This window comes from Kitasatospora sp. NPDC051164 (assembly GCF_044455625.1).
GTDB lineage: Bacteria > Actinomycetota > Actinomycetes > Streptomycetales > Streptomycetaceae > Kitasatospora.
In genome coordinates, this window is the sequence record NZ_JBITFB010000013.1 from 1 (window position 1) to 24,248 (window position 24,248).

The 24,248-nt window shown below is 74.2% G+C and carries 17 protein-coding genes; 6 read left to right on the plus strand and 11 right to left on the minus strand.

Annotation, left to right across the window (positions count from 1 at the left end; translation table 11 throughout):
• The first annotated feature begins 442 nt into the window (after window positions 1-442).
• Both ACIBEC_RS20160 and ACIBEC_RS20165 read left to right on the plus strand, forming a co-directional pair.
• Window positions 443-1,678, plus strand: a complete 1,236-nt coding sequence (locus tag ACIBEC_RS20160) for a glutamate--cysteine ligase (RefSeq protein WP_360502008.1) — start codon at window positions 443-445, stop codon at window positions 1,676-1,678.
• 13 nt (window positions 1,679-1,691) lie between these two features.
• Entirely contained in the window at window positions 1,692-2,693 is a 1,002-nt protein-coding gene (locus tag ACIBEC_RS20165) for a PHP domain-containing protein (protein WP_360502006.1), read from the plus strand.
• A 68-nt stretch (window positions 2,694-2,761) separates the two neighbouring features.
• Here the strand turns inward: ACIBEC_RS20165 and ACIBEC_RS20170 are convergent, their stop codons facing one another.
• On the minus strand, window positions 2,762-3,631 hold the full coding sequence (locus ACIBEC_RS20170; protein WP_360502004.1) for a hypothetical protein: 870 nt from the start codon (window positions 3,629-3,631) through the stop codon (window positions 2,762-2,764).
• Between the two features lie 126 nt (window positions 3,632-3,757).
• Entirely contained in the window at window positions 3,758-4,699 is a 942-nt protein-coding gene (locus ACIBEC_RS20175; RefSeq protein ID WP_360502001.1) for a TIGR01777 family oxidoreductase, read from the minus strand.
• A 181-nt stretch (window positions 4,700-4,880) separates the two neighbouring features.
• Between ACIBEC_RS20175 and ACIBEC_RS20180 the strand changes: the two genes are divergently transcribed.
• Complete coding sequence (locus ACIBEC_RS20180) at window positions 4,881-6,140, plus strand: cytochrome P450 (protein ID WP_360501998.1); 1,260 nt, start codon at window positions 4,881-4,883, stop codon at window positions 6,138-6,140.
• A gap of 126 nt (window positions 6,141-6,266) precedes the next feature.
• Here the strand turns inward: ACIBEC_RS20180 and ACIBEC_RS20185 are convergent, their stop codons facing one another.
• Window positions 6,267-9,503, minus strand: coding sequence for a BTAD domain-containing putative transcriptional regulator (locus ACIBEC_RS20185; RefSeq protein ID WP_360501996.1), 3,237 nt, complete (start codon window positions 9,501-9,503; stop codon window positions 6,267-6,269).
• 351 nt (window positions 9,504-9,854) lie between these two features.
• Here ACIBEC_RS20185 and ACIBEC_RS20190 point away from each other — a divergent pair, with 351 nt between their 5' ends.
• On the plus strand, window positions 9,855-12,281 hold the full coding sequence (locus tag ACIBEC_RS20190; protein WP_360501993.1) for an RICIN domain-containing protein: 2,427 nt from the start codon (window positions 9,855-9,857) through the stop codon (window positions 12,279-12,281).
• 189 nt (window positions 12,282-12,470) lie between these two features.
• Here ACIBEC_RS20190 and ACIBEC_RS20195 read toward each other — a convergent pair whose 3' ends face one another.
• Window positions 12,471-12,893: a hypothetical protein gene (locus tag ACIBEC_RS20195; RefSeq protein WP_360501991.1), complete on the minus strand. Its 423-nt coding sequence runs from the start codon at window positions 12,891-12,893 to the stop codon at window positions 12,471-12,473.
• Between the two features lie 178 nt (window positions 12,894-13,071).
• Between ACIBEC_RS20195 and sigJ the strand changes: the two genes are divergently transcribed.
• Window positions 13,072-14,067, plus strand: a complete 996-nt coding sequence (gene sigJ / locus ACIBEC_RS20200; protein ID WP_360501989.1) for an RNA polymerase sigma factor SigJ — start codon at window positions 13,072-13,074, stop codon at window positions 14,065-14,067.
• Between the two features lie 181 nt (window positions 14,068-14,248).
• The gene (locus ACIBEC_RS20205) at window positions 14,249-14,992 is read left to right on the plus strand and encodes an SOS response-associated peptidase (protein WP_360501986.1); all 744 of its coding nucleotides are present in this window, start codon (window positions 14,249-14,251) and stop codon (window positions 14,990-14,992) included.
• Between the two features lie 139 nt (window positions 14,993-15,131).
• Here ACIBEC_RS20205 and ACIBEC_RS20210 read toward each other — a convergent pair whose 3' ends face one another.
• The 7 genes from ACIBEC_RS20210 to ACIBEC_RS20240 form a co-directional block, all read right to left on the minus strand.
• Window positions 15,132-15,905 (minus strand): GNAT family N-acetyltransferase, encoded by a 774-nt coding sequence (locus tag ACIBEC_RS20210; RefSeq protein ID WP_360501983.1) that lies wholly within the window; start codon window positions 15,903-15,905, stop codon window positions 15,132-15,134.
• A 133-nt stretch (window positions 15,906-16,038) separates the two neighbouring features.
• Window positions 16,039-16,542, minus strand: a complete 504-nt coding sequence (locus ACIBEC_RS20215) for a SagB/ThcOx family dehydrogenase (RefSeq protein ID WP_360501980.1) — start codon at window positions 16,540-16,542, stop codon at window positions 16,039-16,041.
• Window positions 16,543-17,353: 811 nt separating this feature from the next.
• On the minus strand, window positions 17,354-20,023 hold the full coding sequence (gene lanL, locus ACIBEC_RS20220; protein WP_360501977.1) for a class IV lanthionine synthetase LanL: 2,670 nt from the start codon (window positions 20,021-20,023) through the stop codon (window positions 17,354-17,356).
• 77 nt (window positions 20,024-20,100) lie between these two features.
• The gene (locus tag ACIBEC_RS20225; protein ID WP_360501975.1) at window positions 20,101-20,268 is read right to left on the minus strand and encodes an SflA family class IV lanthipeptide; all 168 of its coding nucleotides are present in this window, start codon (window positions 20,266-20,268) and stop codon (window positions 20,101-20,103) included.
• A gap of 325 nt (window positions 20,269-20,593) precedes the next feature.
• On the minus strand, window positions 20,594-21,850 hold the full coding sequence (locus ACIBEC_RS20230; RefSeq protein WP_360501972.1) for a sugar ABC transporter permease: 1,257 nt from the start codon (window positions 21,848-21,850) through the stop codon (window positions 20,594-20,596).
• On the minus strand, window positions 21,847-22,635 hold the full coding sequence (locus tag ACIBEC_RS20235) for an ATP-binding cassette domain-containing protein (RefSeq protein WP_360501970.1): 789 nt from the start codon (window positions 22,633-22,635) through the stop codon (window positions 21,847-21,849). Before ACIBEC_RS20235 ends, ACIBEC_RS20230 begins: the two co-directional genes overlap by 4 nt.
• 163 nt (window positions 22,636-22,798) lie before the next feature.
• Window positions 22,799-23,893 carry a substrate-binding domain-containing protein gene (locus ACIBEC_RS20240; protein WP_360501968.1) on the minus strand — a complete coding sequence of 365 codons (1,095 nt, stop codon included), beginning with the start codon at window positions 23,891-23,893 and terminating at the stop codon, window positions 22,799-22,801.
• Between the last annotated feature and the right edge of the window lie 355 nt (window positions 23,894-24,248).

Below are 24,248 nucleotides of genomic sequence, written 5' to 3' on the forward strand. Positions count from 1 at the left end.
CACCAACTGCCGCTCCTCGTCGGCGGTCGGCAGCCAGTGCCAGGACCGCAGCACCTGCCGGCTGAACGCACGGCTGCGCTGCACCGCACCGGCGCCGACCCAACTGCCGCCACGGCCGGGAAAGACGAGCCTCCTGCTCACCTCCGCGCTCGGTGCCCCGATGGGGCGTGGGAGCGACACATGTCCGAAGAGGTCCATACCGTCCCCCTCACGCCGATCCGGGGTCGACGGACCCACCCGGATCCCGCGGCGCCGGACCCGGCGGGTCCGTCCCGGAGGTGGCCTGGCAGGCCGCCTGGTCCTCGTCCATGACCAGCGTCTGCCCGGCGCTCCTGCGCCTACACGCGCGCCTGCACGCGCCCGGGCGCGGGGCCGGCGGCGGCCTCGGGCGCAGGCCCGTCGGACGACGTTTCGGCGCCGGCCGCCCGGCAAGACGCCCGCCATGCGGATCCACATCCCTCCGAGTCCCGGCCTCGCGACCGACGCCGGGCCCGGGCCGATCGACGTCAAGGGCGCCGCGTGCGGCGCACCCGCCCCGGCGCGGCGAGCCGCGGTCACCGGGGGAGCAGCCAGGCGGGTTCTGCCCACCTTCGGGGTGGAGGAGGAGTTCCTGCTGGTCGACCGGCACACCCGGCTGCCCGCCGAGCGTGCGCCCCAGGTCATCGCGGACGCCGCGACCGTGCTGGGCGAGCAGGTCCAGGCCGAGTTCTTCGCCGTTCAGGTGGAGGTGTGCACGCAGCCTGCCACCCGGCTCGACGAGTTGCGGGCCGACCTCGTCCGCCTGCGCTCGGTCGTCGCGGCCGCGGCGGCCGACGCCGACTGTCTGCTGGTGGCCTCGGGCACGCCGGTGCTCGGCGACCCGCGGCCGGGCCGGGTCACCGACGACCCGCGCTACCGGGCGATGGCGGCCCGCTACGAGGGGGTGGTCGACGGCTACGCCGGCGCGCTCTGCGGCTGCCACGTCCACCTGGGGACGGTGAGCCGCGGACAGGCGCTGGCACTGGGCAACCACCTGCGTCCCTGGCTTCCGGTCGTCCAGGCCATCGCGGTCAACTCCCCGTTCACGGAGGGCCGGGACAGCGGGTACGCGAGCTGGCGCACCGTCCGGTGGGCACGCTGGCCCACCGTCGGCCCGGCCCCGGTGCTGGACGAGGAGCAGTACGAGGCCCTGGTGGCCGCCCTGGTGAGGTCCGGCGTCCTGCTCGACCGCCGGATGGTCTACTGGTACGCCCGGCCGTCGGAGCACGTCCCGACGCTGGAGGTCCGGGTCGCCGACGTCAACGCCGACCTGCGGACCGTCCTGCTGCTCGCCGCGCTGCTGCGGGGGCTCGCCGTCGTCCTGCTCGACGAGATCGGCGAGGGACGGCCGGCCCCCGTGTGTCCGGCCGCGGTGGTCCGCGCCTCCCACTGGCAGGCCGCCCGCAGCGGTCTGTCCGGGAACGGCGTCGACCCGCTCACCGGACGGCACGTCCCGATGGCCGCGCTCGCCGACCGCCTCCTCGAACGGGCAGCCCCCGGCCTGGCCGCCGCCGGTGACCTGGCCACGGTGGAAGCCGCCCTCACCCGGATCCACCGGCACGGCACCGGCGCCGACCGCCAGCGGCGCGCGCTGCGCCGCCGGGGCCGGCTGACCGCCGTGGTCGACGAGCTGGCGGCGCTCACCCTCGCGGCGCCCTGAGGCGGTCACGGCCGTGGACCCGACCGAAGCACTGCGGCGGATCGCCTTCCTGCTGGAGTGGAACGGAGCCTCGCCCTACCGGGTCCGGGCGTTCCACACGGCCGCCGACGCGGTCCACGGCCTGGCGCCCGGGCCGGTGGACGCCGCCCGGGTCCGTCGGCTGCGGGGCGTCGGACCGGTCACCTCCGAGGTCATCGCGCAGGCCTCCACGGGCGTGACACCGCCGTACCTGGCCCGGCTGGAGGCCGAGGCGGGTCCCGCCGCGGCCGCCGGGTGGCAGCTGCTCGGCACCGCGCGGGGCGACTGCCACCTGCACTCCGACTGGTCCGACGGCGGCCGCCCGATCGGGGAGATGGCCGAGGCCGCCCGCACTCTCGGGCACCGCTGGGCCGTGCTCACCGACCACTCGCCCCGGCTGACGATCGCCCACGGCCTCGAACCCGAACGGCTGCGGCGCCAACTCGACGCGGTCGCGGCCTGGAACGAGCAGGACGGCCCGTTCCGGCTGCTGACCGGGATCGAGTGCGACATCCTCGAGGACGGCTCCCTCGACCAGGAGCCGGACCTGCTCGGACGGCTCGACCTCGTGGTGGCCTCCGTGCACTCGAAGCTGCGCGCCGACCCGGAGCAGATGACCGCCCGGATGCTGGCGGCGGTCCGCGACCCGCGCACCGACGTCCTCGGGCACTGCACCGGGCGGATCGTCACCGGGCGGGGCCGGCCACCGTCCCGCTTCGACGCCGAGGCCGTCTTCACGGCCTGCGCCGAGGCCGGCACGGCGGTGGAGATCAACTGCCGCCCCGAGCGCCGCGATCCGCCCGACGAGCTGCTGCGCCTGGCCGCCGAGACGGGCTGCCTGTTCGCCGTCGACACCGACGCCCACGCGCCCGAGCAGCTCCACTGGTTCACCTCCGGGTACGCCCGCGCCGCCCGCCTCGGCCTCGGCCCCGAACGGCTGGTCACCACCTGGCCACGCGAACGCCTGCTGGCGTGGGCGGGACCGACCCGGGGCTGATCACGCCTCCGTGCCCGGGCAGCTCCGGCAGCGCTGGCGGGTCCGGGCCCAGCCGGGTCAGCAGGGGGTCAGCGGCCCGATCGTCGGCGCCAGTCCAGGTACTGCCGGCGGACGTACCCGCGCGGGTCGCCGTCGGCGGTGACGCCGTCGTGGTCGGCCAGTTGCTCGGCCGCGAGCCGCGCGCCCGCCACCGCCTCCAGGTCCGCGTCGCCGGTGCCCACCGCCACCCGGTCGCACAGCGCGGCGCGGCGCAGCAGGTACTCGCGCCGCCGCCGGGGCCGCTCGTTGCCGCTGCGCCGGTACGCGTCGAGGTGCCGGTTCTCCTCCGCGACAGCGGGCGCGTCCGCGTACGCCTCCCCGGGCGTGGGCACCGTCCCGACCGGCACGGTCCGTGCGGGTGGGGGTGGGAGCGGCGGCAGGCCGTGGGCGGAGAGCACGGCGTCCGCGAACTCCGGGCGGTCGACGGGCAGGCCGTGCCGACCGAAGAGGGCGAACAGCTCGGCGAGGGCGCGCGGTTCGACTCCACGCGGCCGGTCGTCGTCCGTGATCGTGAGTTCGCCGAGGAGCGGACCCCAGAACCGGCCGGGCGGGTCGACGAGACGCAGCCGCAGACGGACCCGATGGGCGCTGTTCTCCTGCTCCTCGTCGAAGTCCATGGCCATCCCCCGGATCTCCGACCAGGTGTAGTGCTTCGCGACGAGCAGGCGCACCACGGTGAGGCCCGACTCCGTCTCCCGCAGCCAGAACGTGCGCGGCGCGCCGACCGTCACGGCGGCGACGATCGCGGCGCCGATCAGCAGGGTCGTCCCGACGCTCGTGGCGCCGGTCGAGCTCAGCACGATCGCCGCGATCAGGGCCGGCAGGCAGCCGACCCCGATGACGTCCGCCCGTCGCCGCATGAAGGCCAGCCGTATCAAGGCCAGTTGTCCCGTCGCCATCCCGCCCCTCCCCGGTCGTGCTCCCACCCTCGCGGTCGGCGCGCGGCCCGGACAAGCGCGGGCCGGCAGCTGTGACGGCTCCGTGACGAACCCGCCCGCCACACCGGCCCGCTGCCCGCTACCTCCCTACCTCCCGCGCAGGCGCCGGACGAGGTCGCGGGCAGCGGCCGGCCAGCGCGGGTACTCGAAGGTGAAGCCGGCCTCGAGCAGCCGGGTCGGGACGACGCGGCGGCTCTTCAGCAGCAGTTCGGACTCGGAGCGCAGGGTGAAGGCGCCGATTTCGGCCATCCAGCGCGCGGCGGGCAGGGCCAGCCGCATGCCCCAGGCCGTGCGCAGGTCGCGCATGAACTCGCGTTGGGGCAGCGGGTTCGGGGCGGCGAGGTTGACCGGACCGGTCAGCTCCTCGTGGGCGATCAGGAAGTCGACGGCGCGGGCGAAGTCGTGTTCGTGGATCCAGGAGACGTACTGCGCGCCGCCCGCGATCGGGCCGCCGGCACCGAGGCGGGCCAGCCAGGAGAGCGAGTCGAAGGCGCCGCCGCGTTCGGGGCCGAGGACGACGGCAGTGCGCAGCGCGACCTTGCGGGTGGCCGGGGTGTCGGCTTCCGCCTGGGCCGCTTCCCAGGCCCGGGCAATGTCGATGCTGTACCGCCAGGAGGCCGGGGCGTCCGGTTCGGCGCCGCCGATCAGGCCGTCGTGCTCGCCGTTCGGGGCGTCGTGGCGGTGGGCGTAGACGGTGGCGGTGCTCATCTGCAGCCAGACGGCGGGCGGGCGGCGCGCGGCCGCGACGGCCAGGCCGACGGCGCGGGTGGAGAGGACCCGGGAGTCCATCATCTCGCGCCGGTTCTCCTCCGTGTAGCGGCAGTTGACGCTGCGCCCGGCGAGGTTGACCACGACGTCGCTGCCGTCGATCTGCTCCGCCCAGGCTCCGAGCGTGCGCCCGTCCCAGCCGACCTGCCGGGGTCGGGCGGGCCTGCGGCTCAGGGTGACCACCTGGTGTCCGGCGGCGGTCAGGCTGCGGTCGAGCAGCATGCCGAGGGCGCCGGATCCTCCGGGAATGACGACCTTCATGCGTTCCCCCTCTTCTTCTCGGAACAGCCTAGCCCAGAGTTCTGAACGCGTTCAATTAAACCGGTCCCCTGATTCCTGACACCACGCTCGCATCCTGAAACCGCGCTGAAACCACGCTGAAGGCGGCTCCCGGCAGGCTCTGGGACGTCGGAAACCCCACCTCACGAAACGAGAAACCCACGTGACCAGCACGCCCGCCACCCCCGTCCGGCTGACCCCCGAGGACATCGAGAACCCCGTCGGCGCCTACGCCGCCTTTCGCGAGCAGGCCGAGCTGCCCCACGTCGTCCTGCCCGGCCTGGAGAGCCCGGTGCGGCTGGTCACCCGCTACGCCGACGTCAAGGCCGCGCTCACCGAGCCGCGCCTGGTCCGGGACCGCAGCGGCATCGCCGCCCCGGCCGGCGCCGAGTCCGACCCGCAGGACGAACTGCTGGCCGCCGCCTTCGAGGGCTTCCCCGCTGACTACGCCAAGTACCTCTGCGGCCACCTCGCACTCTTCGACGGCGAGGACCACGCCCGCCGCCGCGCCCCGCTCACCCGCGCCTTCACCGCCCGCCGGATCGCCGCCCTGCGCGGCTTCGTCGAGCGCACCGCCGCCGAGCTGATCGCCGGCCTCGCCGCCCGGGGCGAACCCGCCGACCTGCTGGGCGAGTTCGCCTACCCGCTCACCACGTACGTGGTCTGCGAGCTGGTCGGCGTCGAGGCGGCCGACCGGGCCAGGGTCTGCGAATGGATCCGCGACTTCGCGTACGGCGACGGCAGCCGGATGGTCGAGGGCCTGGTCGGCATCGTCGACTACGTCAAGGAGCTGATCGCCCGCCGCCGCGCCGAGCCCACCGAGGACCTCATCTCCGCGCTGGTGCACGACACCCGCGACGGCGAGGAGCCGCTGGCCGAGGACGACCTGGTGACCGTCGTGTTCCTCCTGATCAACACCGGCATCACCCCGCCCGCCCTCTTCCTCGCCCACGGTTTGCTCGCCCTGTTCGACCACCCCGACCAGCTCGCCCGGCTGCGCTCCGAGCCGCAGCTGCTGGAGCGCGCCGTCCCCGAACTGCTGCGCTACATCAGCCTGGTGCGGATCGGCGCCACCCTCTACGCCACCGAGGACTTCGAGTTCGCCGGGACGGCGCTGAAGGCCGGCGACCCGGTGACCGTCGCCCTGCTGGCCGCCGACCACGACCCGCAGGAGTACGGCGAGACGCCCGAACGGCTGGACATCGCCCGGGAGTTCGGGCGCGGCGACGGCCACCTGGCGTTCGGCCACGGCGCGCACTACTGCCTCGGCGCGGCCCTCGGCCGACTGGTCACCTCGGTGGTCCTCGACCAGGTGCTCGTCCGGCGGCCGGACGCGGCGCTCGGCGTCGGACGGGGCGAGCTGGAGTTCGGCCACTGGCCGGCCGACGGCTTCCACCTACTGCGGCTGCCGGTGCGGCTCTGAGCAGGGGCGTCCCGCCAGGGCCCCGGGACCGCACCAGCGCCGACGCCTCCGCCGCCAGGGCGTCAGGGCGTCAGGGCGTCAGGGCATCAGGGCATCAGGGCATCAGGGCATCAGGGCATCAGGAAGTCAGGGTCGCACCAGCGCCAGCGCCAGCGCCAGCGCCTCCGCTGCCAGGGCGGCCCGGTCCAGCGCCGCGTAGCCGGTGACCGCCCGGTGGTACTCCCCCGCGTCGGCCCGCTCGGCGTCGCGCCGGGCCGGGGCCGATCCCATGGTCGGCTGGAAGCTGCGCAGGCAGCGGAAGCGCTCGGCCAGCGCGACCATCCGCACCCCGGCCCCGGCCCGCTCGGCGTCGGACTCGCGGGCACCCCGGTCCAGCTCGGCCAGGCCGAGTGCGAGCAGCAGTGCCCCGGCGAGCGGGCCCGCCACCAACACCGCCTGGCCGTCCTCGCCGTCGCCGGCCAGCAGTGCGGCCAGCCGCTCCGGGAGGGCGGCGGCCAGCGGCGCGACCCGCTCCAGCTCGCCGTGCCGGGCGTGCGCGGCCACGCAGACCGCCGCCAGTTCCAGCGCCCAGGACGGGTCCGTAAGGGGGCCCGCGGGCGGCTCCGCCCCACGGGCCGACAGCCCGGCGGCCCGCCGCCACAGCGCCAGTCCTGCCGCCGACTCGCCCCGGGCGAGCGCCAGTTCCGCCCGGACCCCAAGCTCGGGAGCCACCAGGTCGACCGCCTCCTCCGGCCGGTGCCGTACCGCCAGCTCCAGCCAGTGCTCGGCGCCGTCCGAGTCCCCGGCCTGCAGGCTACCGATCACCATGCCCCAGCGTAGGCCCAACATGTCCTTCCAGTCGCCGAGTTCGTCCAACACCGCGATCGCCGCGCGCAGCAGCGGCAGCGCCTCCGAACCCCGCTCATCCTGCAGGTACAGCTCGCCCAGGCGGGCCGGCGCCAGCACCCGCAGCCAGGGCACCCGCAGCGACTCGAAGGCCGCCAGCGTCCGCCGCGCCGAGGCGATCGCCCGCTCCACCTGCCGTGCGCCCTCCCACCGGTAGCCGGCCACCGCCTCGGCCACGCCCGCGAGCAGTGGCTCGGACGCGGCGCACAGCTCCGCCAGCCGGGTGCCGTCCGGGCCCAGCACCTCGGGCACGGCCGCCATCACGGCGGCGATCGCCCGCACGGGGGTGTCGGGCACGGCCGGGGGCAGCCGCCGCAGGGTGGCCAGCAGGCGCAGCGCGCCGGTGCCGGCGCCGAGGCCGCCGCCTGCGGTGAGCAAGGTGTTGACGGTGCTCAGGGCGGTGAGGGTGCGCACTGCATCCGCCAATTCTTGGGCGGTGTCGGCCCGTTCGAGCTCGGTCCAGTGCCGGGAGACCGGGCCGCCGGTGTCCTCGGCCAAGGCCAGCAGTCGGACGTAGTTGCCCTCGGTCGTCCACAGCGCGGCGAGGACGGCGGCGATCGCGGCGATCGCCGGACCAACCCCGGTATCCCCGACATCCCCGGTGCCCCCGGCGTCTCCCGCGCCCCCGCCGTTCTCGGCGTTCTCGGCGGCGAGGGCCAGTCGCAGCGCGCGGACCAGATTGTCCTGCTCCGCCCGGATCAGCCGCCACTGCACCACTGCCGCAGGACCGAACGGTCCGTCGTGGTGAGCGAGGCCGAACTCCCGTGCCCAGTCGAGGAATCGGCTGGTGACGGACTCCTCCTCCCCCTCGTCCGCGCGCTGGGCGGCGCCGAACTCCCGTACCGTCTCCAGCATCCGGAAGCGCCCGCCGGTCGGAGTGTCGACCAGTCGCAGCCACGACTGGTCGACCAGGTCCTCCAGCACGGTCAGCGCGTCGGGGTCGTCCAGCAGGTGCTCGGCGGTCCGGGCGGTGAAGCCGCCGGGGAAGACGGAGAGCGCGCGCAGCGCCGCCCGGCCCGGCGGCTCCAGCAGGTTCCAGCTCCAGTCGACCACCGCCTGCAGGGTACGGTGGCGCTGCGGCGCGTCCCGGGGACCGCCGCGCAGCAGGGCGAAGCGGTCCGCCAACCGTCCGGCGATCTCGGCCACCGACAACACCCGCACCCGGGCCGCCGCCAGCTCCACCGCCAGCGGCAGCCCGTCCAACCGGGCGCACAGTTCGGCGACCGGCCCGGCGGGCAGCTCCACGTCGGGGCGCGCGGCGCGGGCCCGCTGGGTGAACAGTTCGACGGCGGCGTCCCGGCCCAACTCCGGGAGCAGGTAAACCGATTCGGCGGAGATACCGAGTGGCGCACGGCTGGTGGTCAGCACCCGGACGTCCCGGCGGGCGGCCACCAGGGCGTGCGCCAACTCGGCGGCACCGCGCACCACCTGCTCACAGTTGTCCAGCACCAGCAGCGCCGGCCCGGGGCCCAGCGCGCCGGAGATCCCGGCCGGATCGCCCACGCCGAGCGCCGCCGCCACCTCCCCGGCCACGTCCTCGTCCGCCACCACCCCTGCCAGCGGCACCAGGTGCACCACCCGCTGCGCCGCCTCCCGCGCCATGGCCGCCGCCAGCCGGGTCTTCCCCAGCCCGCCGGGGCCCACCACCGAAACCACCCGGGCGGTCCGCAGCAGCTCGGCCACGGCGGCGAGGTCGGCCTCCCGGCCCACCAGCGCGTTCGGCTCGTGCGGCACCCCGCGCCGCACCGGGGCCGCCTCACCACGCAGCAACTCCTGGTGCAGCGCCCGAAGTTCGGGCCCCGGGTCGGTGCCGAGCGTGTCCCGCAGCCCACGGCGGTAGCGGTCGTACCGGCCGAGCGCGGACGCAGCCCCGGCGGTCCGGGCCTCGCAGCGCAGCAGCTCCAGCAGCACCTCCTCGTCCCGAGCCCGGCCGGTCGCCTCCACGGCGAGGGCCTCCACCGCCTCCGCGTGCCGTCCGGTCCGCGCCAGTGCGAGCGCCCGCGCCCGCCGCAACGCCCGGTAGGTGCGCGCCCGTTCGGCACGCAGCACGGCGACCGGGTCCGCCCCCGCGGGTTCGTCCTCGATGTCCCCCGGGCCCCAGAGCTCCAGCCCGGCCTCGGCCTCGGCGAGTGCCCCGGCATGATCCCCGGCCCGCGCCTTCTCCGCGCAGGCGGCGGCGTGCAACAGCACCGCCGAGGCGTCCACCCGCTCCTCCCCGAGCCCCAGCCGGTACCCGGTCGGGGTGCTGACGATCAGCTCCGCCCCGAACCTCGCCCGCGCCCGCGACACCAGCACCTGCAGCGCCTTCCCCGGCCGCTCGGGCCCCTCCTGCGGCCACAGCCCGTCCACCAGCCGCCCACTGCCGCACCCACCGCGCACCTCCCCCGCCAACAACGCCAACAGCCCCCGCAGCCCGGGCGCGGTGACCTCCTCGCCCCGGCAGGAGACCGTCGACAGAATGCGCAGCTCGATCGTCACCGCGCCAGATTAGCGATCAGGAACGATCACCGCTTTCCCAGTATTTGACCTGACCGAACAACCGTGCTCTCTGCACGGAGCATTGTCCGTGCCCCTCGCCGGAGGACACGCTCGCCGCGCTCGGGCGCCGAGCCCGGACCGCGCGGCCTCGCGAGGGCCCCTAGAAACCCCCGTCGGGCAGGGGCCCTCGCCGCTTCTTTTCGGACAGCCGGTGCCGCACGGCCCGTTGACGCGACTTGTCTGAACATGTGAAATATCACCCATCACACGCGATGCACCATCCGACGATTTGAACGTTCAAACAATTCCCGACCACCCAGCACCCCGCCCCCGACCGGAAGAGGATCCGCCATGCCGCCCCGCACCCGCGCCTTACCGTCCGGTCTCCTGCTCCTGGCCGTCCTCGCCGCCCAGGCCCTCGGCAGCGTCCCGGCGTTCGCCGACGACCCGGCGTTCGCCAACAACCGGGCACCGCTCGTGGACGGCGGCAGCTACGTCCTCGGCTCGGCCCTGGACGGCAGCTGCCTCGGCCCGCAGTACGCGCAACCGGCCCCCGGCACCCCCGTCGTCGGCGCGGACTGCCAACGACTGCTCAGCCAGCGCTGGCAGCTGCGCCGCACTGGCGACGACTACCTGCTCGTCAACGCCGCGAGCGGCCGCTGCCTCACCCTCGACGGCCCGGGTCGCCTGCCTGCCACCGGCGACTGCGGCACCGCCCCCGACGCCGAGCGCTTCACCGTCTCCCGTGGCCCCCGGGGTACGTACACCCTCGCCGTACGCGGCACCGGCGCCTGCCTGAGCACCGAGCCCACGCCGACGCCGACTTCGACCGCTACTCCCACGGTCGCTCCCACCCCGGCGCACGGCGGCTGCGACGCCCGTCCGGCCCACCGCTGGACGCTCACCCGCACCGAACCCCTCGTCCTCGCCAACCCCGGCTTCGAGCAGGGCGCCGACGGCTGGACCCTCACCGGGCACACCGGCATCGCCACCAACAACCCGCACGGCGGCGCCCGCCTCGCCTACCTCGACGCCGGGCCCGGCTACGCGATCACCCACCAGGCGACCGCCGCCGACGCGGGCAGCTACGACCTCTCCGCCTGGATCGCGACCGGCGGCCCCGGGGGCACCCTCTCGGTCAGCGTCAACGGCGCCGTCGTGCGCTCGCTCACCCTCCCCGAGCAGTCCACCTACGCGAAGTACACCCTCCCCCGGATCCGGGTCGCCGCCGGCGACCGGCTCGTCCTCACCGTCGGCTCCTCGCCAACCGGCTGGGTCAACGTGGACGACGCGGCCGTGGCCCCGTCCGCCCCCAACGACCCGGTCGCCACCTCCTCCGACCCCGAGGTCGCCGCCCTGTTCGACTGGGCCAAGACCAAGGCCAACAGCTGGGTACAGCAGGCCGGCACCACCGGCGTCCTCGACATGGACGAGAACCACCCCGGCGGCACCGGCAGCACCGCCTACGACACCACGTACTGGGCCGGCTACCCGTTCCGATCCGCCTTCTACAGCCGGGACTTCGCCCACCAGCTGGTCGGCGCGCACCTGCTGGGCCTGGACGCCGAGAACAAGACCATGCTGCGCGGCTTCGCCGCCTCCGCCACCGAGGTCAACGGGCTCTACCCGGTCTGGGCGCTCAACTTCGACGCCCGGACGTACGGCGCCATCGACTACCGCGGCCCGAACCGCTTCGTCCGCGAGCTGCCCGCGCCCTTCGAGCTCGTCCAGAAGGCCGGTGAGGCCTACCGCTGGACCGGCGACCGCGACTACGCCGACGACCCGGTCCTCGGAACCTACGTCCGCAACACCCTCGGCCCGTTCATCGCCGGCCACCCGGGCCCGGTCGACAACGGCGGCCTGCCGATCCCACAGGCCACCAGCCGCAGCATCTTCGCCGGCACCGCCAGCTACGCCGAGAACGCCGCCGGGACCTACGCCGAGGCCGGTGACGCGCTGGGCGCCCAGTACCAGGCCTACCTCGCCGCCGCCACACTGGCCGACGCCCGGGGCGACGGCACCTCCGCCGCCGGCTACCGGCAGGCCGCCGAGGCGCTCCGCTCGTACGTCAACTCCACCTGGAGCGTGGACAGTCAGCACCCCGGCGAGGTCGTGCACGGCTACGACACCGCCGGCCGGCCGGTCACCGGCTGGGGTTACGAGGCGAGTGTGCTGATGCCGGTCAAGCGGCTCATCGACCCAGGGCCCCGCCGGGACGCCCTCCTCGCCGCCGTCGACGCCGCCGACTCCGGCCCGGAACGCTCGGTCAACCTGGAGGCCTACACCTACCTGCCGGACGCCTTCTTCGCCAACCAGGACGGCACCACCGCCTGGAAGTGGATGCGATACGTCTACGAGAGCGTCGGCGCCCAGCACGCCAGCGGGCAGATGCTCAACGGCGACTACCCCGAGGTTCCGTTCACCCTGCTCGCCCAGACCGTCCAGGGCCTGCTCGGCGTCGAGCCGGACGCGGCCACCGGCACGCTCGCCACCACCTCCCGGCTACCCGTCTCGATGGGCTGGCTGCAGGTCGCGTCCATTCCGGTCGGCGACGGCACGGTGACCGTCCGCCACGACGGCGAACGGGCCAGCACCGTCACCAACACCGGTACGAAGCCGCTCACTTGGGAGGCCCGCTTCCGAGGGCCGCACGCGCGCGTCACCGTCGACGGCCAGGCGCGGGAGGCGCACACCAGGGTCGTCGACGGCGTCACGTACACCTACGCCACCGTCACCCTCGCCCCCGGCCGCTCCGCGACCGCGGCGGTCACCGACTGACCCCCGCCACACCACTGACCCCCACATCGCACCACCCGCGGCCGGCCGGCCCCACCCGGCCGGCCGCGGCTCCCCCAAGCTTCCTGACGGGCTGTCGCATCCCCCACACCCACAGGAGTGCGCGCATGCGCCCCCCGCCGACCCGCTCGGCAACGGCAACGCCCTGACCCCGCCGACGGGATGGCACCCTCAGCTCCTGAGCCACCCCGACCGGGTGCCGGCCGCCTGCGCGACGCGGGCGGCCGGCGCCCGCACCAGCACCGCCACGCTCAGGCCGAAGATCAGCACCCCCAGCGGGACGTGGACCGACGGAACGCGCGCGATGCCCAGGACCACCTGCGCCGAGGCCAGCACCAGGAAACCGGACGCGTACAGGATCGGCCGGGGCGATCCGCCACCCGGCCGCCACGCCAGGATCGCGGCCAGCACGTACAGCATCGACGCCCCGTACATCACCCGCGCCCCGACGCCGTGCAGCACCTCACCGTAGGAGGTGGACAGCAGCAGGCCGGCTGTGACCGCCTGGAAGAGGACGGCCGCGGTCTGCAGGGCGATCGCGGCCCGCAGGAACGTGACGCTGCGCGGTTCTGCTGCCGTCGTCGGTGTGACCATGACGCGGTCCCCTCTTCTGCCTCGCGGCGGTGATCGATAGTGTCTCGGTCAGCCGACGACGTAGGGCCGCCGAGTGTGAGGTCCGGTCCGGCCTCACAGCCCGGTGCGCTTCCTCGTCGACACGGCGAACGCCGCGACGGGCTGAAACGAACGAGCGGACCAGGGAGCGGCCCCGACCATGAGCACCCCCTCCGAGCCCGGACCCGGCCGGTCGCACGACGGACCGCAAGACCGACCGCACGACAGTCCCTTCGAACCGGACCTGAGCGTGATCGTCGGCGAGCGGCGGCAGCTGATCAACCTCGCCTACCGGCTGCTCGGTTCACTGGCCGAGGCCGAGGACGCCGTCCAGGAGACGTACGCCCGCTGGTACGCGATGCCGCGGGAGCGGCAGGAGGCCGTCGCCGCGCCCGGCGCCTGGCTGACGACGGTGGCCACCCGCGTCTGCCTGGACCTGCTCGGATCGGCGCGGGTCCGGCGCGAGCGCTACGTCGGCGAGTGGATACCCGAGCCACTGCCCGACCGTACGGAGTGGATCGGCGGGCCGGGCGGCGGCCGGGAGAGGGCGGCCGACCCGGCCGACTGGGTCACCCTGGACGAGTCGGTGAACATGGCCTTCCTCGTCGTCCTGGAGGCGATGACCCCGGCCGAACGCGTGGCCTTCATCCTGCACGACGTCTTCCGGTACCCCTTCCCCGAGGTCGCCGAGATCGTCGGCCGCACCCCCGCGGCCTGCCGGCAGCTGGCCTCCTCGGCCCGCCGCAGGGTGCGCGACGCTCAGCCGCCGACCGTCCCCAGGGCCGGGCAGGCCGGTCTGGTGCGGCACTTCAAGGAGGCCTGGGAGGCCAGGGACATCGAGGCCCTGGTCGGCCTGCTCGCCCCCGACGCCACGATGGCCGCCGACGGCGGCGGCCTGGTCGGCGCCGTCCTGCGCCCCGTCCTCGGCGCCGAGCGGATCGCGCAGTACCTGATCCACATCGCCGACAAGGCCCCCGGGCTCACCCTCCTGGAGCGGACGGTCAACGGCCGACCCGGCCTGGTCGCCCAGCTCGCCGGTGTCACCGCGACCGTGGCGGCCTTCGGAGTGGACGGCGGCCGCATCACCCGCATCTGGGCGGTCCGCAACCCGGAGAAGCTGCGCCCGTGGACGGAGCACGGGCAGCTCCCCCGCTGAGGCGCCACGGCTCGTCCACCACCAGCTGCGCGCCTCGCCCCAGCTGCGGCTGCACCACGCCCACACGGCGGCCACGAGCCGCGCTGACCCCTGCCCCTTCGGCCCGGTCATGGCCCGGATGCAGTCCGGCGATGGCCCCGTCGCGGCCCGGTTGTCCGTCGGGGGTGGCAGGCTGGGGGGCATGTGCGGCCGCTTCGTCTCCACCACCACGCCCCAGGACCTCGTCTCGCTCCTCGGAGAACTCCGCTGGGACCCGGCCGAGAGCTTCGCGCCGAGCTGGAACGTCGCCCCCACCGACCCGGTCCCCGCCGTCCTGGAGCGCGTCGACCGGGACACCGGCGAGCTGCTACGCCAACTGCGCCCGCTGCGCTGGGGACTGGTCCCGCCCTGGTCCAAGGACCCGTCCGGCGCCGCCCGCATGATCAACGCCCGTTCGGAGACGGTCGACACCAAGCCCGCCTTCCGCAAGGCCTTCACCGCCCGCCGCTGCGTCATCCCCGCCGACGGCTACTTCGAGTGGCGCGAGGTCCCCGCCACCGCCGACCGCAAGAAGTACAAGCAGCCGTACTTCCTGAGCACCGGCGGCCTGATGCTGATGGCCGGCCTCTACGAGTTCTGGCGCGACCGCACCCGCCCCGACGACGACCCGCTCGCCTGGCTCGCCACCGCCACCGTCATCACCACCGACGCCACCGACAGCGCCGGCCGCATCCACGACCGGATGCCCCTCACCATCACCCCCGACGACCTCCCCGGCTGGCTCTCCCCCGCCCACACCGACCCCGCCGAACTCCACCACCTCCTGCACCGCCCCGCCGACGGCGACCTGCGCGTCCGCGCCGTCTCCCCCACCGTCAACAGCGTCCGCAACAACGGCCCCGAGCTGCTGGAGAGCGCCCCCGACCCCCTGGGCCTCGCGGACTGACCCGTCCTGACCACGCCGCCCGGCTCTTCGCGCCTTCGCACCTCCGCCAACGGTGGCGCGGCGCGGCGCCGGACGTTCCTCAGCGGTCCGCAGAGCCGCCGAAGGCGCGTAGTGAGGGAATCGCGCCGGTTCGTCCGGGTCAGGTGCGCTCGAAGCCGTGGGTGTGCCCGATGACCTCGAAGCCCCGGCGCGCGTACCAGTTTCGCGGCCAGTCGTCGGACTCCGCGATCAGGAAGCGCGTGCCGCAGCCGGCGTCCGTCGCACGGCGCAGGGCGGTGGCCAGGACGGCATCGGCGTGGCCGCGCCGGCGGTGTGCCTCGGCGGTGAGCAGGTCCTCGACCTGGGCGATCCCGAGGACGGGTTCGAGGTAGAGGTCGGTCCAGGCGGCCACCTCGCCGTTGTCCGCCCGTGCGCCGAGGAGCTGGACGCGTTCGGCCCCGCGCCGGAACGTCACCCGCCGGTCGACCAGCGACCGGACCACCTCCTCGCCCGCCGCCGGAAGCGCCGTCCGCCAACTCGCCGAGAGCGGCTCCCGGATCGCCTCCAGGTCGACCTCCTCGACGCGGCGCCCTTCGCCGACGGCGGGGGTCGGGCCGGTGTGCAGCATCACCAGGTAGGTGCTGTGCCGGTACCCTGCCCGCCGGAACGGCTCGACGCACGCCTCCCCGAACTCCCCGTCCAGTACGGACACCAGACGGAACGGCCGCTCGCCCATCACCTCGTCGACGAGGCCGGGCAGGGCGGCCGGCTCCGTGTCGGTGCGGTCGACGAAGACCTGGTTGTTCGACCACGAGCCCGCGAAGCGGTCGTCGAACACCGCGAACCCGCCCGGGAGTTCGACCGTTCGCTCGGCCCGCCGACGCGCGAAAGCGGCCAGGAAGGCGTTGATCCGCCGCACTTCGTCATCCGACATGCCAGGCACTCTACGGCGTCCCGCCGACCGGGCCGCAGCGAGCGCGGGCCCGCCCATCTCCACCTCCCGATCGTGGTCCTGCCTCCAGGACGTGGGCGGCGGTACGCGAGCACCATTGGTTGGTGCCACGGCTTCACGCCACCGCCGGCCGACCCAGCGGGAGGAGGTACTGGATGGGCTCCTCCAGGTCGTCGAGGCCGAGGAGTTCGTGGGCGAGGTCGTCCTGGAGGCCGCCGAGGGGGGTGGTGCCGAGGCCGTGGGCGGCGGCGGTGAGGAGGAGGTTCTGGGTGAGGTGGCCGGCTTCGAGGAGGCCGAGGCGCAGGGCGCGCAGGCCGTAGTGGCGGCGCAGGAGGGCGAGGTCGAGGTAGACGGCGAGGACGGCGGGGGCCCGGTCGATGCCGATCGCCGCCGGGTCGGCGGCCGGCCGGAAGAGGTAGGAGGAGAGGGCCTTGAGGTCGTCGAGGGCGGGCGGCGGCCCGAGGGGGCGCAGGCGGCGGTGTTCCGGGAGGCACTGGTAGGTGCCGGCGGGCAGGCCGTCGACGGCGAGGGCGACCAGGCGGAGGCGGACGGTGTGCAGGGCGCCCGCGCTGGGTACGGGCGGTGGCCGGTGTCGGGACCCTGGGCGTGGGCGGACCACAGGAGGCTGCCGAGCGTGGTGGCGGCGAGCGGGCCGGTCAGGACGCCGCGGGTGGAGCGGCAGGTGTGCAGCGCGTCGGCGAGGGTGACGACCGGCAGGGGGTCGGCGGGCAGTGGGACGTCGCCGGGCCGGGGCTGTGGGGCGGGGGTGGGCGGCAGGTCGCGCAGGGTGGTGTCCTCGGTGCGGCCGATCCGGAACTTGCTGCGCTCCAGGTCCTGGTGGTCCGGGGCGTGGTGGTCGGCGGGGAAGAAGGTGAAGGACTGCTCGGTCTCCAGCAGGGTCCGGGCGGCGAGGCGACAGACCGCCCGTTCCTCGTCGGGGCCGACGCCGAGCCGGTTGAACAGCATGTGCAGCTGGGAGGCCCAGACCCAGGAGAGGCGTTCGGCGCCTCCCGTCGGCGGGACTGCCCGCATCCGGGCGGCGGCATCCGCCACGCAGGCAGCCCAGTCGCCGAGCCACGGTGCGTTCCAGCAGGTCGGTCAGGTCGGTGACCGGTGCGGGGGCGCCGGGCAGGCGCTCGGTCGAGGGCACCGGGGGCGGGCCGGTGAAGAGGAAGTCCAGCCGGGGCTGCGCCTCGGGCAGGGCGTTGAGGCCGACGTGGTCGTCCAGGCTGACGACCAGGTCGGGGCCGGTAGTCCGTGCACCGGCGGCGCATCCCCGTCACTCCTTCAGCCGCGCTTGAGCGATCCGCGACCGACATGCCACGTGCCACCGACGAAGGTGCCGAACATTCCTTTCATCACCTGGAGTTGGGAGTACACCGAAGCGCGGGTGCGGCCGGTCCCCACCCGCGAAGACCCTCCAAAGCTTCTCAGCGCAGCGGCAGCAGCCCCGGCACCGGGCCGCCGCGCCGGGACAGGCGGCGCAGGAAGGTGGCGACGCCGGGGGTGCCGACCGCCCAGGCGCGCGCCTCCGCGTCCGGTTGCCGGCCCGGGAAGACCGGCCGGTTCGGCGGGCCGCCGGCACGGGTGAGGAGGAGGCCCGCCAGGTCCTCGGCCGCCGCCCAGTGGCGGGCGTCTGCGGTGGCGTCCGCCAGGTCGATCAGGAGGTCCCCGACACCGGCCAGGCCGCAGCAGCGGAACACCTGGGCGGTCCTCGGGGCGACGGTTCGGCAGGTGGCGGCGGCGTCGGCGGCCAGGGCGAGCAGGTCCTCGTCGCCGTACCGGAGGCCGGCCTGGACCAGCAGCGTGCCGAGTCCGGCCAGTCCCCGGCACCAGGAGAGGTAGCGGCGGGTCGCGCCGGGCCGGCGGGCGGCGTCCGCGATCCGGGGGAGGTCGGCGGCGAGGCCGTCGACGATCCGGCGGGCGGTGTGCTGCGACGCCTCGTCGGGCATCGCGAGCAGGAAGTGGGCGACGCCGGCCCGGCCGTGCGCGAAGCCCTCCGCGAGGGCGGCGGTGCCGGGGTTGGGCGGGTCCTCGGGTTCGTCGAGCGGTCCGGTCGTCAGCCGTGCGGCGCAGCGGGCGGCAGCCGCGCGGTGCCGGTCGGCGCGCTGCCGGTCTCCCGCCGAGCCGACGGCCGCCGAGCCGCCGACGGCCGAGCCCACGGCCGCGAGCAGCAGGTGCCCGGTGCCGATCCCGGCCGCACCGGCGATCTGGTCCGTCCCCATGCCCAGGCCGGGCGCGGCACGCAGACCGGAGGGGAGCGGTTCCGTCCCGAGTGCGGCCGCCGCTTCGGCGAGGAACAGCTCGACGCCCGTACGGCCTTGGTACAGGGAGTCGTCGAGGCGGTCGAGGGCCGGGTGGGCGGCGGTCCAGCGGGCGAGGTCGACGGCGGCGGAGCGGGCGTCCGGGCGGTCCGCGTGCTGCAGCAGTTCGAGGCCGAGCCCGGCCGCGCCGTCGTAGAGGGAGAGCAGGGTGCGGGGCCGCTCCGCGCCGGGGCCGGCGGCGACCAGCTCGCGGGCCATCCGTACGCACGTGGTGACGGCGTGGTCGAGGGCCTCGTCCGGCAGCGCGCGCCCGGGCCGCGTCGGCCGCCGCCGTACGGGAGCGGCGTCCGCACGCGCGCGGCGCAGTCGCGAGGCCGCTGCGGCGCGCTGCGCCGGGTCGAAGCTCAGCAGCCCCGCGACCAGGTCCACCACCGGGTCGGCCTCGGGGAGGGCGGCGCGCAGGCAGGCGAGGGTGCGGTCGCGGTTGGTCGCCGGGTCGGGGTCGATGACGACCGGGTCGAGGCCGGTGAGGGCGTAGTGCAGGGTGGTGCCCAGCGCGTAGTGGTCTTCGGTGGGGTCGTCGCCGGTGCCGCCCGGCAGGCCGTAGCCGGCGGTGGCGCCCGGTGGGCGGTCGCCGGCCAGGGCGCTCACGCCGAAGTCGACCAGTGCGGCACGGCCGTCGGGGTCGAGCACCACGTTGGCGGGTTTGAGGTCGCACACCACCACGCCGCGCGCGTGCACCGCGTCGAGGGTCCGCAGCAGCCCGCGCGCCAGTGTCCACCCGTCGCGCCCACCGTCCCCGGGGCCTGCGACCGCAAGGGCGCTGTACGGGCCGGAGGTGAGGACGTCACGGCGCAGGTCCTGTCTCCCGCACGCGCCGCTGACCAGGTATTCGTCGGTGCCGTGCCGGAAGTAGTCGACCAGCGGCGGCACTCCGGGCACCCCGGCCAGTGCGGCGAGCACTCGGTGTTCGTGCCGCAGCCGGCCGCGTGCGTCGGTGCCGGCGCCGTCCTCGGCGACGAAGGCCCTGGCCTGTTTGACCACCACCTCGCGCCCGGTGGCGAGTTCGACCGCGCGGTAGACGTGGCCGCTCGGCGCGCGGGTGATGCCCGCCGTGATGCGGTAGCGCCCGTCGCCGACCCGGGTGGTCGCCGGACGGGCAGGGGCACCCTGCGGGGTGAACGGGTCCCTCGCCCAGGGTGGTTGGCGGTAACGGGCTTCGGCCAGGCCCGGGAACGGCGAGCCGTCGGGGCCGGTCATCCCGCGTTCCGCTTCGTCGTCCGTGACGCGGAACGGTCCGTAGCGGTAGTACAGCGGGGCGTCCGGCCGGATCCGGCGGTCGCTCACCACCGCGGGGCCGGCCCATCCGGTCAGGGCCCGCGCCAACTCCGTGCCCAGGGCGTGGACTTCGTCCGGCCGGGGGTAGAGCGTCACGGCTTTGCCGACGGCGGCGGCGCCGTGGCGGCCGCTGTTGAGTTCCTGCAGCACCGCCGCGCTCCGGGCGAACTTCGCGTCGCAGGTGTGGCGCAGCAGGATCGGGACCACCACGTCCAGCAGGTCCGCCAGTTCGCCCGGACGGGTGGACACGTGCAGCTTCCATCCGTGGGCCAGCTCCGGCATCCGCGGGTCCTGGAGGTACCACCACGGCCCGTCCTCGCGCAGTGGCCCGCGCGGGACGGGAGTGGCGGCGTCGAGCGCCTCGCCCCTTCTCGGCGGCGCCTCACCCCTCCGCTGCGGCACCTCGCCGCTTCGCTGCGGCACCTCGCCGCTTCGCAACAGCTCTTCGACTCTGCGTCGCAGCGACTCGGCGGAGCCGGGGTCGGGTGGTGCGTCCATGGTCCGTCCCTTCCCCGGTTCCGCTTCGTGCCCGGCTGATCGCTCGGGTCAGGCGTTCATCTCGCAGGGGAAGCGGGTCAGAAGTCGACCTCGCACGGGAAGCGGGTCGGAACGTACGTGACCCACGGGTCGGCGAGACACGCGACCGGCGTGAGGTCCGCGTCGAGCTCGTCCTCGAAGGTGAGGGTGTCCTCGTCGATGTCCAGCAGGCCTGCGTCGCGGATGTCGGTCATCAATGCGCTCATGTGGATCCTCCCGGTGATTCTGGTCATTGGGATCTCTGACTGGGCTGCCTCATGCTAGCCACGCCCACCGGGCCGTCACAGGGGTCGGACAGACCTGGCAACTCGCCTACGACAAAGGACGGTTCCGTTTGTGGACGCCGTCTGCGTCCACCCTCACACCTCGCCGCCTCCGCCCGGGTCCGCCCTCGACGAGGCGGTGAGCCGTCAAGCCCGGACCGGAGCAGTCAGCGCGGGCAGGGTTGCTCCCGGCCGGTACGACACGGCGGGCCGGCCCGGTACCCGAGGGGTGGGTACCGGGCCGGCCCGTGCCGCGTGTCACGCCGGGTCAGCGCGCGGCGGTCTTGCGGGTGCGGCGGGAGACGGAGTCCAGGACGACGGCGGCGAGCAGGACGGCACCGGTGATCATGTACTGAATGGCCTGGTTGACGTGGACCAGGTCGAGTCCGGTGATGATCGACTGGATGACCAGGATGCCGAGGAGCGCGGACCAGGTCTTGCCGCGCCCGCCGAACAGGCTCGTGCCGCCGATGACGGCCGCGGCGATGGAGTTCATCAGGACGTTGCCGCCGCCGAGGATCTTGTCCGCGGAACCCTGCTGGGAGGCGATGAACAGGCCACCGAGGGCCGCCATGCCGGCGGAGATCATGAAGACGGAAATCCGGATCCAGGCGACGTTGATGCCCGCACGGCGGGCGGCCTCCACGCCACCGCCGACGGCGAAGACCTGCCGGCCGTAGCTCGTGCGGCGCAGGACGAAGTCGGTGATGACGACGACGGACAGGAAGACGAGCAGGGGCAGCGGCAGGCCGCGGTCCTGGTTGAGCATGTAGGCGGCGGTCAGCGCGATGACGGCGAGGACTCCGGTGCGCAGCGCGATCTCGCTCATCGGGCGCGCGGCGAGGCCGGCGGTGGCGCGGCGGCGGGCGTCGAGGATCTGCCCGGCGGCGAAGAGCGCGACGCCGAGGACGGCGAGGCCCCAGGTGTAGGCGATGTCGCCGTCGCCGAGGAAGTACGTGTCCAGGTTGGCCACCACGCCGTCGTTGACGACGTTGACGGTGCCCTTGTCGCCCAGCACGTACTGCTGCAGGCCGCTCCAGGCGAGCAGGCCGGCGAGCGTGACGACGAAGGCCGGGACGCCGATCTTGGCGAAGAAGAAGCCGTGCAGGGCGCCGATGGCGACGGCGGCACCGATGGCGATGAGGCAGGCGACCCATTCGTTGTAGCCGGAGCGCACGGACAGGACGGCGGCGATCGAGGCGGAGACGCCGGCGACGGACCCCAGCGAGAGGTCGATCTCGCCGAGGAGGAGCACGAAGACGATGCCGACGGCGATCAGGCCGGGGCCGGCGATCCACTTGGTGATGTTGGTGAGGTTGTCGGCGTTGAGGAAGTCGCCGGTGATGCCCTGGAAGATGGCGCCGATGAGGATCAGGCCGAGGACGACGGGCACGGAGCCGAGATCGCCGTTCTTCATCTTCCGCTTGAACTCGGCGAGGTAGCCGGCGAGGCCGGCCTCGCGGACGAGCAGGCGGGGGTCGACCGCGGGGGCGGCCGGGGCGGGGGTGGTCTGTTCGGTGGTCACTTCGCTTCTTCCGCGATTCGGGCCTGACGACGGGTGACGGCGTTCTCGGTGGCGCCGGTGATGGCGGAGATGATCACCTCGTGCGAGGTGGTCGCCACCTCGAAGACGCCGTTGTTCCGGCCCAGGCGCAGGACGGCGACGGTGTCGGCGACGGCCTTGACGTCGGCCATGTTGTGGCTGATCAGGATGACGCCGAGGCCGCGGTCGCGCAGGCGCTCGACGAGGTCGAGGACCTGGGCGGTCTGCTCGACGCCGAGGGCGGCGGTGGGCTCGTCCAGGATGACGATCTTGGGGTCGCCGACGAGTGCACGGGCAATGGCGACCACCTGGCGCTGGCCGCCGGAGAGGGCGGCGATGGGGATGCGCACGCTCGGGATGCGGATGGAGAGGGTGTCGAGGAGTTCACGGGCGCGCTTCTCCATCGCGACCTCGTCGAGCGTGCCGAAGCGCTTCAGCTCACGGCCGAGGAAGAGGTTTCCGACCACGTCGAGGTTGTCGCACAGCGCGAGGTCCTGGTAGACGGTGGCGACGCCGAGGGCCTGGGCGTCGTGCGGGCGGCCGATGGAGACCGCCTGGCCCTCCCACTCGATCGCTCCCTCGTCGATCGGGTGGACGCCGGCGATGGTCTTCACCAGCGTGGACTTTCCGGCGCCGTTGTCGCCGACCAGGGCCACCACCTCGCCTGCGTGCACCTCCAGGTGCACGTCGGTGAGTGCCTGGACAGCGCCGAAGCGCTTGGAGACCCCGCGCAACGCCAGTACGGGTGCGCCTGTCACGTGAACCATCTCCTTCTTCCCGCGCGCCGTGATGGTGGGTCGGCGGCCGGGGTGGCCCGCGCGCCGTGCGGGCGGGCGGGTGAGCGTCAAAAGGGGTTGTCGGGGCGGGCCGAGGTCCGCCGCGGCTGCGGGCGGGCTCCCCGGGGATGCGGGGAGCCCGGCCCGGGCGGTGCTACTTCAGGCCGGCGGTGGCGCAGGCGGCGGCGTAGTCCGCGGTGCAGATGTCGGCGGCCTTGTAGAGGCCGTCGGCGATGACGGTGTCGTTGATGTTGGCCTTGGTGACGACCTTGGGGTCGAGCAGCTTGGCCGGGATGCCCTTGTCGGTGGCGCTGTCGACGCTGGCGGTCGCGACGGTCTTGACGTCCTTGCCCTGCAGGAGGTCGACGGCCAGTTCGGCAGCGCTGTCGGCGAGCGGCTTGTAGGCCTTGTAGATCGTGTAGGCCTGGTCCCCGTTGACGATGCGCTGGATGGCGTCGAGGCCGGCGTCCTGACCGCCGACCGGGACCTTGATGCCCGCACCCTGGAGCTGGGTGATGATGGCGCCCGCCATGCCGTCGTTGGCGGAGTAGACGGCCTGGAAGCCGTCCTTGCCGAACTGGGTGATCGCGGCACCGATCTTCTGACCGGCGACGGTGGGCTTCCACTCGCCCGACTGCTCGTAGACGACCTTCTTCACCTTGCCGTCGAGCACCTTGTGCGCGCCGGACTTGAACTGGCCGGCGTTCGGGTCTGCGTCGTCGCCGTTGATCATGACGATGTTGGCGTCGGCGGCCTGCGCGCCGAGCGCGTCGACCAGGGCCTGGCCCTGGAGTTCGCCGACCTTCTCGTTGTCGAAGGAGGCGTAGGCGGCGACTGGGCCGGTGGCCAGGCGGTCGTAGGCGACGACCTTGACGCCCTTGGCGGCGGCCTCCTTGACCCAGGACTGGGTGGAGGTGGCGTCGAACGCGTCGAGGACGATCACCTTCACGCCCTGGGCTATCAGGGTGTCGAACTGCTGCTTCTGCTTGGCGGCGCTGCCCTCGGCGTTGTTGTAGAGCACCTTGCAGTCCGCGCACAGGGCCTTGACCTTGGCCTCGATGAACGGCTTGTCGAAGGACTCGTAGCGGGTCGAGGACGCGTTCTCGGGCAGCAGCAGACCGATCGACTTGGTGTCACCACCCGCGGCGGAGTCCTTCTTGTCGCCGCCGGCCTTGCCGCAGGCGGCCATGGACAGGGCCATCGAGACGGCTGCGGTGGCGATAACGGCGCGACGCATCGTTGCGTTCATGTGGGGGTGCCTCCCTGACGTCGCCGCGACGGTGCGGCGGAGTGGGAGGGAGTCAACCCGCAGATGTCAGATGGAGTCAAGAAGTAAATCCAAGACGAGATCATGTTGGCTTTTTTGTTATCTTCCTGAACGCATGAAGGGCCGGGTTCTGCACCCGCGAACACGCAGAGAAGCATGAACGGGACTATCGGTGACGAAATCGACTGCAGGCCGGGCAGACTGCCGGAGGCGCTCCGCGGGCTGGGTGCCCTGGGTGCGGAGCGGCTTCCTACGGGGCTGGTGCGTTCAAGATGTGTCGACCGGGGTATAGTCCGCAGGTCGGCTACGGACTCCGCCGAGGAAGCCCCGTCGGGCA